This is a genomic window from Bacillus sp. FSL M7-1345 (assembly GCF_038006985.1).
GTDB lineage: Bacteria > Bacillota > Bacilli > Bacillales > Bacillaceae_G > Bacillus_A > Bacillus_A cereus_U.
Window position 1 is genome coordinate 4,136,276 of sequence record NZ_JBBOWG010000001.1, and the last position, 13,511, is coordinate 4,149,786.

Below are 13,511 nucleotides of genomic sequence, written 5' to 3' on the forward strand. Positions count from 1 at the left end.
CTTTTTAGTATCGACAGGATATGGATGAACTAAACAAGGCGAAAAGAATTGAATTCTTTTCGCCTTTTATGAATGAAAAATGGATACATAGGATCTCACACGTTCCTATTTTTGTCGCACTTCTTCTTTATATCTATATATTTAAATTTAGTCTGATATATATTCATTTACTATTCACCTAAAAAAGAGAGTCTCCATGACTCCCTTTTTATGTTTAACTTCGTTTCTGCTTCTTATTTGATGAAGGTACTTTATAAGAACCCGTTTCATGCGTAGTCGTTCCTTGTCCTTCCACTTCCGGAGAACCTAAGCTTGATCTAGAATGGTCTGTTTTCACTTTCTTACTCATTACAATCACCCCCAAGATTACTTTTCACTTAAGAGTAAAAAACTATTCAGCATAACCATCTGAACATATACTGGCTACTCTTTTATCCTCCTGTCTGTTTTTCACTAATGTCCCATAGACGTTTTGCGGCATCCTTATCCAAGGCAGCTTCAGACATTTTTCCTATTTGCTTATCGGCATAGTAATAACCACTATGATCAGTAAATTCAGTTGATTCTGCTAGCCATATTAGAGTTTCAGCACCTTTCTCGGGTGTACGAGAGAAAGGTTTCATTGCTGCCATAGTTAAGCGAGCAACTAGACCATTGTCCTGGTTGAAATTCGTATTCACTAGCCCCGGGTCAAAGCTATAAGCACTAACACCCGTTCCCTCCAACCGCTGTGCCAATTCAAAGGTGAATAAAATGTTAGCTAGTTTTGTTTGCGCATAACGCATTGTAGGACCGCCCATGAACTTCTTAACACCGCGATACAGTTGTTCTGCATCTAGATCACCGAAATCAATTCCCTTTTTAGCCATTTTGTGACCGTGAGATGCAGTGGTAATGACACGAGCAGGAGCACTTTCTTTTAAACGCTCCAACAACAAATCTGTGAGTAAGAATGGACCTAAATGGTTTACCGCCCAAGTCATCTCCAAACCGTCCTCCGTAAGCTGCCTTGTTTGAAATAAAGCACCAGCATTATTCACTAATATATCTATTCTCGGACACCTTTCTAAAATATCAGTAGCTACCCGTCGTATAGATTGTTGGGAAGCCATATCAGCTAAAAATAGATCTATCATCACATCCCCATTCGTTACATCCTTAATTTGAGCAATAGCAGCATTCGCTTTTTCCTCGTTACGTGCAATGATTCCTAGTTTGGCACCGCGCTCTGCAAATGCCTTAGCTGCCGCTAATCCAATACCACTTGTTGCACCAGTAATCACCACATACTTGTCATGCAGTGTCCACTTTGTATGACTTGGAATCTCCCCCATTGTACAAAAACCCCTTCCCTTGCCCATAAATATTTCATTCGTTTTACTATATGTGAGATATGAACGAACCTATGAACAACATTTTTCCAAACAAAAAAAGCGAGAGCAGTTGCTCTCGCTTTTTTTGTTTTTAGAATTCAGAAGAACCTGGAGTTCTTGGGAATGGAATTACGTCACGGATGTTAGCCATACCAGTGATGTACATTAGGAAGCGCTCGAAACCTAGACCGAATCCAGCGTGTTTTGTACCGCCGTATTTTCTAAGTTCTAAGTACCACCAGTAGTCCTCTTCGTTCATACCTAATTCTTTAATTCTGTCTACTAAAACGTCCATTCTTTCTTCACGTTGGCTACCGCCGATTAATTCGCCGATGCCAGGAACTAGAAGGTCAGTAGCTGCTACTGTTTTACCATCTTCGTTCATACGCATGTAGAATGCTTTAATGTCTTTCGGATAGTCAGTTACGAATACAGGGCGTTTGAAGATTTCTTCTGATAAGTATCTTTCGTGCTCTGTTTGTAAGTCAATACCCCATTCTACTGGGTATTTAAATTCAGCACCTGATTCTTGAAGTACTTTAATTGCTTCTGTATAAGTGATGCGACCGAAGTCAGAGTTGATCACGTTGTTCATGCGCTCTAGAACTGTTTTATCAACGAAGCTGTTGAAGAAGTCCATTTCTTCTGGTGCATGCTCTAGTACGTATTTCATTGCATATTTCAGCATATCTTCTGTAAGATCCATTACATCGCCTAATTCAGCGAATGCAATCTCAGGCTCAACCATCCAGAACTCCGCTGCGTGGCGAGTTGTGTTTGAGTTTTCTGCACGGAATGTAGGTCCGAATGTGTACACATCACGGAACGCTAACGCATAAGCTTCAGCATTCAGCTGTCCACTTACTGTTAAGTTTGTTTCTTTACCGAAGAAGTCTTTTGATTCGTCAACTTGTCCGTCTTCACCTTTAGGTACGTTATTTAAATCTTGCGTTGTTACGCGGAACATTTCGCCTGCACCTTCTGTATCACTACCAGTGATAATTGGTGTGTGAACATGTACAAATCCACGCTCTTGGAAGAATTGGTGAATTGCAAATGCTGCGATAGAACGCACGCGGAATGTTGCAGAGAATGCATTTGTTCTTGGACGTAAGTGAGCGATTGTACGTAAGTATTCAAACGTGTGACGCTTCTTTTGAAGTGGGTAATCAGAATCTGATAAGCCCTCGATATCAATTTTTTCTGCTTTAATTTCAAATGGTTGCTTCGCTCCAGGTGTTGCAATTACTTTACCTTCTACTTTAACTGAAGAGCTTAGTGGAAGCTTTGCAATTTCTTTGAAGTTCTCTAATTCTGTATCGAAAACGATTTGAACACCTTTGAAGAAGCTACCGTCGTTTAATTCGATGAAACCAAATGCTTTTGAATCACGTAAGTTACGAATCCAACCCGATACTTGTACTGTTTGATCTGCGTATTTATCTGTATCTCTATACAGACTTTTTACTAATGTGTTTTCCATAGTAAAATTCTCCTTTACTCATATATTTAAATACAAAAAAACCTTTCATCCATAAAGGGACGAAAGGTTAAACTTCGCGGTACCACCCAATTTGTCATAAAGACCAACTTTAACTCGTATGTAATACATACTTCCCGGTTTGTAACAGGCCGGATTCCCGTCTAAGTCTACTCTTGAATACAAGTTTCAATTTCGGTTAGCAACTCCAAGGTGTTCTTCACATATACCGCCTCATCAGGCTCTCACCGCCCCTGACTCGCTTTGGATTATAGTATATACTACTTTTCCTTATCATCGTCTTTCGTTTTGTTAAACTAAAATTAATGTACTACATTCGAGAGAAAGATGCAAGATGCCAGAAAATATATCAGCGATTTTTGCAATATATCGACCGCAACTTCAAATATATCAGCGATTTTTATAATATATCGACCGTAACTTCAAATATATCAGCGATTTTTATAATATATCGACTTACCAACAACTTTCGACAATCGCATCATAAAAAAAATTGCCGGAATTAATCCGGCAATCTTTTATTACTTACGTAACTCCGCACCAAATTTCTCTTCTACCGCTGTTAATACACGGCTATGTGCTTCTGTTACTTCTTCGTCTGTTAATGTACGTTCTGCATCGAAGTAGTTCATAGAGAATGCAAGTGATTTCTTGCCTTCTTCCATTTTTTCACCTTCGTATAAGTCGAATAGTGTTACTTCTTTTAGAAGTTCTCCGCCAGCTTCAGCAATTACTTGCTTCATTTCACCAGCTTTTGTTTCTGCTGTTACTACAACAGCCATATCACGTGTCATAGATGGAAAACGTGGAATTGCTAAGTAGTAAGTTTCCTCAGCGTCTGCACCGAATACTTTTGCAAGAGATAATTCGAATACGAATGTATTTTTCACATCTAATTGTTTTTCTGTTTCCGGGTGCAATTGACCGATGAATCCGATTGCTTCACCATCTAATACGATGTCAGCTGTACGGCCTGGGTGCATACCTTCACGTTTTGCTGGTGCATAAGTGATTTGGTTTGCAACGCCAAGTACGTCGAATAATCCTTCTAATACACCTTTAACAACGAAGAAGTCTACAACTTTCTTCTCACCTTGCCATGCATGGTGAAGAGCAAGACCTGTCATAACACCTGCAAGATGTTGTTCTTCTTTCGGAAGTTCTCCTGCTTCTGTTGGTAAGAAGATAGAACCTACTTCATATAAAGCAACGCTATCGTTTTTACGTGCAACATTGTATGAAACTGCTTCTAACAATTGTGGTACTAAGCTTAAACGAAGTTGGCTACGCTCTTCGCTCATTGGAAGCGCAAGATTTACAGGAGCTTTTTCGTTTGGTTCAACCATGTATTGTTTCGCTTTGTCAGCACTTGTTAATGAATATGTGATTGCTTCATATAAACCAGCACCTTCTAGGAAGCGGCGTACTTTACGACGTTTCGTTTGTGCTGATGTTAATTTACCACGCGTCATTGTTCCAGATGGTAATGTAACTGGAATGTGATCATAACCATACAGACGACCTACTTCTTCTACTAAGTCTTCTGAAATTGTAATGTCAGGACGACGTGCCGGTACATTCACATGGAATGTTCCTTCTACTTCTGTGAATGGGAATTTTAAGTTTGTGAACATTGTACCCATTTCGCTCGCAGCAATATCTGTACCTAATACACGGTTTACTTTTTCAGCTGTAACAGATACTGTACGTTCTTGTACTTGTAAGTTATCAGCTTCTACTACACCTTCAAGTGCTTCTCCGCCAGCGTATTTTGCCATTAAAGCAGCTGCGTGTTGAATCGCTTCAAATGTACGTGTTGGGTCGATTCCTTTTTCAAAACGTGCACTTGATTCGCTACGAAGACCTAAGTCTTTTGATGTACGGCGCACTGTTTGACCTGCAAAGTATGCAGACTCAATTAGAACGTTTACTGTCTCGCTATCAACTTCAGAATCCGCCCCGCCCATTACACCAGCAACAGCTAAAGCTTTTTCACCGTTTGTAATAACAAGGTGGTGGCTTTGTAATTTACGCTCTTGATCATCTAAGGTTTGAATCTTTTCGTCTTCTTTAGCTAGACGAACAACGATTTCTTTTGAACCTAATTTATCGTAATCGAATGCATGTAACGGTTGACCGTATTCCATTAAAATGTAGTTTGTAATATCAACTACATTACTAATTGGACGAATGCCAGCTGCCATAAGGCGAGTTTGCATCCACATTGGTGATGGACCAATCTTTACGTTCTTCACCATTTTTGCAATGTATAACGGGTTTTCTTCTTTCGCTTCTACACTTACAGAAATGTAATCAGCTGTTTTTTCTGCTGATTCTTGTAAGTTGATAGCTGGAAGTTTTACTTCACGGCCGTAAATAGCAGCTACTTCATATGCAACACCTAACATGTTTAAGCAATCTGCACGGTTTGGTGTTAAACCAAGCTCAAGCACTTCATCATGTAAGTTTAAAATTTCAAGTGCATCTGCACCAACTTCAGCGTCACTTGGGAAGATGAAGATACCGTCTGCATATTCTTTCGCAACGAATTTTCCATCAATACCAAGCTCTTGAAGAGCACAAACCATACCGTGAGAAGCTTCCCCGCGTAGTTTTGCTTTTTTAATTTTGAAGTTACCAGGAAGTACAGCGCCAACTTTTGCAACTGGTACTTTTAAACCTTTTGCAATGTTAGCAGCTCCACAAATAATTTGAACTGGCTCTTCTTCACCGATGTCGATTAAGCATTTGCTTAATTTATCAGCTTCCGGGTGTTTTTCACATTCTAATACGTGACCAACTACAACACCTTTTACACCTTTATTTAATACTTCAACACCTTCTACTTCAATACCACTTTTTGTGATTTTGTCTGCTAGTTCTTGTGCTGTTACATCTTTAATATCTACATACTCTTGTAACCAACGATATGATACGAACATATTTATCCTCTCCTTCCCTTACGCTCGTTTGAATTGCTGTAAGAAACGTACATCATTTGTATAGAAATGACGAATGTCATCTACGCCGTATTTCAACATTGCGATACGCTCTGCGCCCATACCGAATGCGAAACCTTGATATTCTGTTGAATCATAACCAGCCATTTCAAGTACGTTCGGGTGAACCATACCTGCGCCTAAAATTTCGATCCAGCCAGTCCCTTTACAAGTGCCACAACCTTTACCGTGACACATCATACAAGAAATATCCATCTCTACAGATGGCTCTGTGAATGGGAAGAAACTTGGACGAAGACGGATTTCACGATCTTCACCGAACATCTTTTTCACGAATACTTGCAGTGTACCTTTTAAGTCACTCATGCGAATGTTTTTATCAATTACAAGACCTTCAATTTGCATGAATTGGTGTGAATGCGTCGCATCATCGTCATCGCGGCGATACACTTTACCAGGACAAATAATTTTAATCGGTCCTTTTTCTTTATTCTTTTCCATCGTACGTGCTTGCACAGAAGATGTATGTGTACGTAGTAACGTTTCTTCTGTAATGTAGAATGTATCTTGCATATCACGCGCTGGATGATCTTTCGGTAAGTTTAATGCTTCGAAGTTGTAGTAGTCTTTTTCTACTTCTGTTCCTTCAGCTACTTCATAACCCATACCGATGAATACATCTTCAATTTGTTCAACAACTGCTGTTAACGGATGGTGACAACCTGTTTCAACAGGACGACCTGGCAGTGTAACATCAATTGTTTCAGTAGCTAATTTCGCCTCAATTACTGCTTTTTCTAAGTTGCCAATTTTGTCTTCTAGACGCGTTTGAATCGCTTCACGTACTTCATTTACTAATGCTCCCATACGTGGACGCTCTTCTGCTGATAATTTTCCCATGCCGCGTAATACTTCTGTAATTGGACCTTTTTTCCCTAAATACGCTACGCGTACGTCGTTTAAGCCCTTTAGCTCTTTCGCTTCTTCAATAAGCTCTAACGCTTTTTGCTTTAGCTCTTTTAAACGTGCTTCCATTTGGAACCCTCCTAATTTTAAAAATAAAAAAACCTCGCTCCCAAAAAGGGACGAGGTAAATTCGCGGTACCACCCTAAATTGACAGAACAAGTCTGCCCACTCATTAGTTATAACGATCAATTCTGACCGGAACGCCTTTACATATAAATGGTCCTGGCGCCAACTCCAGAGGTGAATTCACTTCCATCTACCATAAGAATGCTTTCAGTCTACGGCACTCTCTCCCTATATGGCGATTTTGTAAGCTACTCTTCTCTATCAACGTTTTTCGTTATTTAACTTTTATTGTATGTTCATTACGAACATATACTTCAACTTATTATAAGAAGTTTTTTATTTGTTCGCAACTGGGCTTTGTAAATAATACGTTAAAATCCCTGCTGCAACCGCAACATTTAATGATTCTGCCCCGCCGTAAATCGGAATATACAAGTTTTGATCACTTTTCGCAAGAATTTCTTGGCGTACGCCGCTTCCTTCATTTCCTACAATTAATGCAAAACTTCCGGCCGGTGTTACTTCACCAAATGGAACTCCATTTTCAAGAGCTGTTCCATATACAGGGACGTTATTTTCTTTTAACTTGTCTACCCACTCTTCTAAGTTCCCTTTTACAACCGGTAGGTGAAAAATAGAACCTTGTGTAGAGCGTAATGCTTTACTATTATAAACATCAACGCACCCTTCTCCAAGCACAACGGCATGAATACCAGCTGCATCAGCTGTACGAATAATCGTTCCCAAATTACCTGGGTCTTGAAGGCCGTCTAATAAAAGAAATTTCCCATCAGTAAGAGCTACTTCTTTCTCATGTTTCTCACAAACAGCAAATACGCCTTGCGTTGTTTCTGTTTCGCGAAGTACTTTTACAATTGCTTCAGGCACAATATACATTTCAACATCATTAACTGTCCAATCTTTCGGAAGATCTGTCTGATCTGAAACGATAAGTTCTGTTACAACTCCTGCCTTTAACGCTTCCTCTACTAAATGGAATCCTTCTACAAAAAATAAACCTTTGTTATCGCGCTCTTTTTTCGTCTGCAGCTTTTTCCACTGCTTCACACGCGGGTTTTGTACTGAATCAATGTTTTTCATAATATGTATTTCCCTCTCTTCTTGTCTTATCATTATAGCCTATTTTTCATACATATTTACATTAAAAAGAACAAAAACTAACGTCAGTTTCAATTCTGAAGAAGAGGTGAAGATAATGAGTTTTAATTTACGCGGCGCTGTATTAGCAAATGTATCTGGAAATTCACAAGACCAATTACAAGAAACGATTGTCGATGCAATTCAAAGCGGTGAAGAAAAAATGCTTCCAGGTCTTGGCGTTTTATTCGAAGTCATTTGGAAAAATGCTGATGAAAATGAAAAACACGAAATGTTAGGAACACTGGAGCAAGGATTAAAAAAATAAACAATAAAAGGTCACCTTAGAAAAAAAACTAAGGTGACCTTTTATGTCTATAAAATTTTTCTTCTCCTAAACATTTCTACTTTACTAACGCTGATTGATGGAGTACAATGTTCAAAATACATTTAAACCGATCGATTTTCTTCATATACATCATTAGATAAAAGGAGTGAATGTTTTATGCACCGTATTACGCTTGAACAAGTTTTTAAACATCACATTACACAAAAATATGTAAACCGTTCTGGAATGGTCCACGCGATTGCTGTCGCTTACCATGCGTTTCACTTAGCCAAAAAGCATCACGCCTCAGTCGATGCTGCGACAAAGGCTGGCTTCCTTCATGATATCGGACATCATACGTGGTACACAGGCGGCGAATGGGACTATGACTTGTATAAAAAGAATGATATACATGCGATTAAAGGGGCAGAAAGATCTCATAAATTGCTTATTAGATTAGGAGAACATCCGAAACTAGCAAAAGAAATTTCTGTTGCAATTCTTCTGCACACTGATTCTTTCCTACTAGAACAAACACTTGAAAGAACACCTCTACAAAACGTTATTAAGTGGGCGGATGAAGCCGATGAAGAACCCGGTGGCGCACATCATTATAGAACGATTTCTTATGAAAAAGCATTGAAAGCAATTCAGCAATTAGACCGATTGGTAGAGCGTGAATTACAAATAGAGCAAAAGAAATCGAATGACAAGGCAGAACATAGTTATCAATGAGAAAGAGGCATCACTACAGAGTGATACCTCTTTTTATTATTTTATAACAACTTCAAAAGAAGCTAAATGCTTCTGAATCATACTTTTTATAAGTCCGCCGTACTGGTCGATAATAAAGTATAGTGCTTTTTCATTCCTTTTCCTTAGCTGATTAGCAACGTTCTCTTCTGTAATTTTCATATGTCCCCTCCTCTCTAACGTTCTCTACATCTATTAATTCGTATCGTTACTTCTCATTTCTATCAATTTATACATATTCATTAATAATATCCAAAATAAACCTCATATAGTAAAATATAACTCGATTAACATAAAGGAGTTTACATATATTCAGTATTATTTGGATACTTTTTATGCCACTTCTCTTATTATGCGGAATTGCTGGTGGTATTTTTTTTAGTAGTAACAGGCATTATTCATCGAAAATCACTTGTTATCTTAATGGGGATTATTTGCTTCTCATTCGTTATAATGCCTTTTATTTTTTTGAACAAAGGTATAAACGGAGAGGATGTTCTTCATATTCCAACGGTTCTATATTGGATGCTTTTCTCTCTAGCTGGTTTATTAGCAGGGATTAATGGGGCACGTTCAAAAATTAATAGTATACGCAACATGGGATTCATTATTTTCTCAATAGGACTGTTCGCAGCTATTTGTTATCAGCTCATGTCTATGCCTGATTCATTTTTCATTCGTTAAGGAGTTGTTACACATGGAATCTACCGGATTATTTATTTGGCTTATCTTAGCCCCTATTTTATTGTTATGCGAATTCATCGTGGGCATTTTTTTAATTGTTGCTGGAATTAAATATCGAAATTTTTTTACATTCATAGCAGGATTGATTTGCATATTGCTTATCGTTGTTCCTATCATTTGTATAGGTTATGGAATAGACATAGAGCAGATGATTCCAATTTCAGGAACTTTATATTGGTGTCTCTTCTCTTTAGCTGGACTATTAGCTATTATAAGCGGAAGACAAATATCAAGTATTCGTTCTATGGGGACGATTTTGTTTATAACAGGATTATGCTCTGTGAGTGGTTATCACCTTTTATATCTCACTCTTTAAAAAGATAAAAAAGCAGGGAAATTAATTCCCTGCTTTTCTATTTCGTTTATTGCCTGATGGTAAGAAGAACGATAACACCCAAGCAATACCGGCTAATATTGTTGCAATTAAGAAGGCATCATTAATACCGTTAATTGCAGATAGCTTTGAAATTTGTCCGAATAATAGTTGCGTGCTCATCGCATCTCCTGCTTGAGCTGATCCGGCTAATGCCGCTAAGCTTTGGCCCATACCGTGTACTTTATCAACTAAAATTGGGTTTGATGTTGTTAACATGTTGCCGTAATCCGCTACGTGAGCAGTCGTTTGTTGCGTCATAAGTGTGATTAATATCGCTGTTCCAATTGAACCAGCTACTTGTCTTGACGTATTTTGCGTTGCTGTACCGTGAGAAATTAATTTCATCGGCAGTGCGTTCATACCAGCTGTCATAATTGGCATCATAATGAATGACATACCAATTGAGCGTATAATATAATCCGTCATAATAACGCTATACGGTGTATCCATCGATAACGTTGTAAATTTATATGTCGCAAATGTTGTAATGGCTAATCCGACAATTGCTAACGGACGAATACCATACTTATCAAATAGTTTACCTGCAACTGGTCCCATAATTCCCATAATTAATGATCCTGGAAGAAGTAATAAACCAGATTCCATTGGCGTAAAGCCGCGAATATTTTGCAGATATACAGGAAGTAATAACATACCTCCGAATAAGGCCATCGTTACAATCGCGTTAATTACTAATGTGAAAGTGAACGTCGGATATTTAAATACTTGTAAATCAAGCATTTTATTGTCCGTTGTTAACTCTCTCCAAATAAATACTGCTAAACCAATGACACCGATGATCATTGTTATAACAACTTCTGCACTAGTCCAGCCATTATTTCCAGCTTCACTAAATCCGTACAATAAGCTTCCTAGTCCAATACTTGAACTAATAACACCAAATACATCTAACTTTGTTTTAGACACCGGCTGTGCTAGTGTGAAGAATTTTAAAGATAAGAACGTAATAATTAAACCGATCACAAACATACCGTAGAACATTAAGTTCCAGCTATAATTTTCAATTACCCAACCTGTTATAGTTGGTCCGATAGCTGGTGCTAAAATCATCGCTACCCCTAGTAACCCCATCGCTGCTCCGCGTTTATGAGGCGGGAATAATGTCATGAAGATATTCATACCAACTGGCATTAAAATACCTGCACCGACCGCTTGAATAATGCGGCCCGTCATCATCATTGTAAAGTTACCTGATGTAGCACAAATGATAGATCCTACCGTGAAAAATAACATTGCCGCTACGAATAATTTACGATACGTAAATCGTGAAACTAAAAAGGCACTAATCGGCACTAAAATTCCGTTTACAAGCATGAAGCCTGTAATTAACCATTGGGCCGTTGAAGTTGATACGTTAAATTCGTTCATTAACGGGGGCAATGCAACATTAATGATCGTTTGATTTAAAATAGAAATGAACATACCGAGAATTAATACAGTTACAACTGCCTTTACATTCACATTCTCTACCGGCAATTGTCTCTTCAGCATTTCTTTTTCCTGTTTTACTTGCTCTTGCTTCCCTGTTTCTAATTCCACTACGTTAGAAGCTTCTGTTTCTTGTTTTTGTTCAATTTCTTTCTCTTCTGTTTCTAACTTACTTACTTCTATTTTACTTATGGCTGGGACTTGTTCTTCTCCCACGTTCGTTTTTTTCTTTCGTAAAAGACGATTTACAAGGAAGAAGACGATTATACAAAATAGTGCATATCCTACAATTGCAATTGAGGACATCTCATCTCCCCCTTACTTATGAATACGAACTGACACATTCATTCCAGGAACAATATTTACTGATTTACTATGGTCTAAAGAAATTTTAACTGGTACAACTTGCTTTACTTTCGTATAGTTCGCTGTTGCGTTACTTGATGGTAACATTGAGAATGTATTTGCTGTTGTTAATCCAACTTGTTCTACTTTTCCTGTTAACGTTGTATCTGGGTATGCATCTACATACACATCTACTGTTTGGCCTTTTTGAACATCATCAATAGTTGTTTCTTCAATGTTTGCTGTTACCCATAAGTTATTCATATCAAATGCGTAAGCAATTGGGCTACCCGCTCCAACGAACGCATTTGTTGTTGCGTTTGATTGTACAACTGTTGCATTTTGCGGAATCGTTACGTCTACTGTTTGCTCACCATTTGCTCCTGCTACAGTAACCGCACCTAATTTATCGTTCTCATTGTAGTTTTTTCCGACTTCTGCTTTCCAGTCAGTTAATTTACCCGCTACTGGTGATGCAATTGGAATTACCTTCCCGTCAATTTTTGCATTGTCTGTTTTTAAATAGTTTTCCGTTTGATTGTAATAGTAATAACCGCCGATACCGCCGCCAACTAATACAATTAATGTGATAATGTTGATAATTATCATTCTTCGAAACTGATTCATTGCATTCCTCTCCTTATATCGCATATAATTTTTTTCTAAACTATTTACATCCTTAGTGTTTATATTGTTTAATTGTTAATTATATTAACCTTTAAACAAAAAAAGCACACCTTTTACGACGCAAACTATGTTTTGTCTGCATCCTAGCGGTGCTGATTTCTAAAGGACTATCGTTTATAATTATAAATAATTATCCCGAATCTACAACCAACAATTTAAACCTATATGTTGTTTAAACAACATTACACTATACATGTGTTGTTTAAGTTAAAAAAATTAAACGAGGTGAAGTAAAAATGTCTATTAAAAATACAAATGATCCACGTGTAAAACGAACGAGACAACTCATACAGGATGCTTTTGTCGCTTTAGTAGGCGAAAAGGGCTTTGAAAATGTAACTGTGCAACATATCGCGGAACGTGCTCCTGTAAATCGCGCTACATTTTATAGCCATTACCATGATAAATATGATTTACTAGAAAAAAGCATAGAAGAAATGTTAGAAAAACTAACTGAAGTAATTAAACCACAAAAACGAAATAAAGAAGATTTTCAGCTCACATTCGACTCACCACATCCAACCTTTTTAGCTTTGTTTGAACATATAGCGGAAAATGTGAACTTCTATAACGTGATGCTTGGTGATAAAGCCGCTGGAAATTACTCTTATAAAATGATGAAAACAGTCCAAACACATTTAACATTAAGCTTATCTATTTCACAGCCTGATGATGAAGAACTCATGGTTCCTCGTGACATTCTTATTAGTTATGTTACAGGGGCTCATATCGGAATGATTATGTCATGGTTAAAAAGAGGCATGATTTATACCCCGCATTTCATGGCAATGCAATTAACTCGCTTAATTATTTTAGGCGCCCATACTGCAGCAGGATTAGAAAGACCATTTTAAAAATGGAAAA

12 protein-coding genes, 2 pseudogenes and 2 other annotated features are annotated in these 13,511 nt (G+C 37.8%); of the genes and pseudogenes, 5 read left to right on the forward strand and 9 right to left on the reverse strand.

Annotated features, from left to right (window positions below):
- Positions 1 to 214 precede the first annotated feature (214 nt).
- The 6 genes from MHB76_RS21605 to MHB76_RS21630 form a co-directional block, all read right to left on the reverse strand.
- Positions 215 to 349 carry a YuzL family protein gene (locus tag MHB76_RS21605; RefSeq protein ID WP_002112167.1) on the reverse strand — a complete coding sequence of 45 codons (135 nt, stop codon included), beginning with the start codon at positions 347 to 349 and terminating at the stop codon, positions 215 to 217.
- Positions 350 to 431: 82 nt separating this feature from the next.
- Entirely contained in the window at positions 432 to 1,334 is a 903-nt protein-coding gene (locus MHB76_RS21610) for an SDR family oxidoreductase (RefSeq protein ID WP_078172721.1), read from the reverse strand.
- A gap of 130 nt (positions 1,335 to 1,464) precedes the next feature.
- Positions 1,465 to 2,856 (reverse strand): asparagine--tRNA ligase, encoded by a 1,392-nt coding sequence (asnS, locus tag MHB76_RS21615; RefSeq protein WP_002034242.1) that lies wholly within the window; start codon positions 2,854 to 2,856, stop codon positions 1,465 to 1,467.
- A gap of 52 nt (positions 2,857 to 2,908) precedes the next feature.
- Positions 2,909 to 3,160, reverse strand: a binding site (T-box leader).
- A 235-nt stretch (positions 3,161 to 3,395) separates the two neighbouring features.
- Complete coding sequence (gene pheT / locus MHB76_RS21620; RefSeq protein ID WP_078172720.1) at positions 3,396 to 5,816, reverse strand: phenylalanine--tRNA ligase subunit beta; 2,421 nt, start codon at positions 5,814 to 5,816, stop codon at positions 3,396 to 3,398.
- A gap of 18 nt (positions 5,817 to 5,834) precedes the next feature.
- On the reverse strand, positions 5,835 to 6,869 hold the full coding sequence (gene pheS / locus MHB76_RS21625) for a phenylalanine--tRNA ligase subunit alpha (protein WP_016106312.1): 1,035 nt from the start codon (positions 6,867 to 6,869) through the stop codon (positions 5,835 to 5,837).
- A 43-nt stretch (positions 6,870 to 6,912) separates the two neighbouring features.
- Positions 6,913 to 7,141, reverse strand: a binding site (T-box leader).
- A gap of 62 nt (positions 7,142 to 7,203) precedes the next feature.
- On the reverse strand, positions 7,204 to 8,001 hold the full coding sequence (locus MHB76_RS21630; RefSeq protein WP_078172719.1) for a TrmH family RNA methyltransferase: 798 nt from the start codon (positions 7,999 to 8,001) through the stop codon (positions 7,204 to 7,206).
- Positions 8,002 to 8,083: 82 nt separating this feature from the next.
- Between MHB76_RS21630 and sspI the strand changes: the two genes are divergently transcribed.
- Positions 8,084 to 8,293: a small acid-soluble spore protein SspI gene (gene sspI / locus MHB76_RS21635; RefSeq protein WP_000009511.1), complete on the forward strand. Its 210-nt coding sequence runs from the start codon at positions 8,084 to 8,086 to the stop codon at positions 8,291 to 8,293.
- A gap of 177 nt (positions 8,294 to 8,470) precedes the next feature.
- Positions 8,471 to 9,028 carry an HD domain-containing protein gene (locus tag MHB76_RS21640; RefSeq protein WP_002112175.1) on the forward strand — a complete coding sequence of 186 codons (558 nt, stop codon included), beginning with the start codon at positions 8,471 to 8,473 and terminating at the stop codon, positions 9,026 to 9,028.
- Between the two features lie 45 nt (positions 9,029 to 9,073).
- Here MHB76_RS21640 and MHB76_RS21645 read toward each other — a convergent pair.
- Positions 9,074 to 9,208, reverse strand: a pseudogene (locus MHB76_RS21645) (DNA replication protein); the annotation flags it as partial.
- Between the two features lie 146 nt (positions 9,209 to 9,354).
- Here MHB76_RS21645 and MHB76_RS21650 point away from each other — a divergent pair.
- Positions 9,355 to 9,730 (forward strand): annotated as a pseudogene (locus tag MHB76_RS21650) (ammonia permease).
- A 13-nt stretch (positions 9,731 to 9,743) separates the two neighbouring features.
- A complete protein-coding gene (locus tag MHB76_RS21655; protein ID WP_078172718.1) occupies positions 9,744 to 10,106 on the forward strand; it encodes an ammonia permease in 363 nt (120 codons plus the stop codon).
- Positions 10,107 to 10,127: 21 nt separating this feature from the next.
- On the opposite strand, the gene MHB76_RS21660 is transcribed toward MHB76_RS21655, so the two are convergent.
- Both MHB76_RS21660 and MHB76_RS21665 read right to left on the reverse strand, forming a co-directional pair.
- Entirely contained in the window at positions 10,128 to 11,921 is a 1,794-nt protein-coding gene (locus MHB76_RS21660) for a DHA2 family efflux MFS transporter permease subunit (RefSeq protein ID WP_078172717.1), read from the reverse strand.
- A gap of 12 nt (positions 11,922 to 11,933) precedes the next feature.
- The gene (locus MHB76_RS21665) at positions 11,934 to 12,587 is read right to left on the reverse strand and encodes an HlyD family secretion protein (protein ID WP_002112181.1); all 654 of its coding nucleotides are present in this window, start codon (positions 12,585 to 12,587) and stop codon (positions 11,934 to 11,936) included.
- Between the two features lie 296 nt (positions 12,588 to 12,883).
- Between MHB76_RS21665 and MHB76_RS21670 the strand changes: the two genes are divergently transcribed.
- The gene (locus tag MHB76_RS21670; RefSeq protein WP_002160271.1) at positions 12,884 to 13,501 is read left to right on the forward strand and encodes a TetR/AcrR family transcriptional regulator; all 618 of its coding nucleotides are present in this window, start codon (positions 12,884 to 12,886) and stop codon (positions 13,499 to 13,501) included.
- The last annotated feature ends 10 nt before the right edge of the window (positions 13,502 to 13,511 follow it).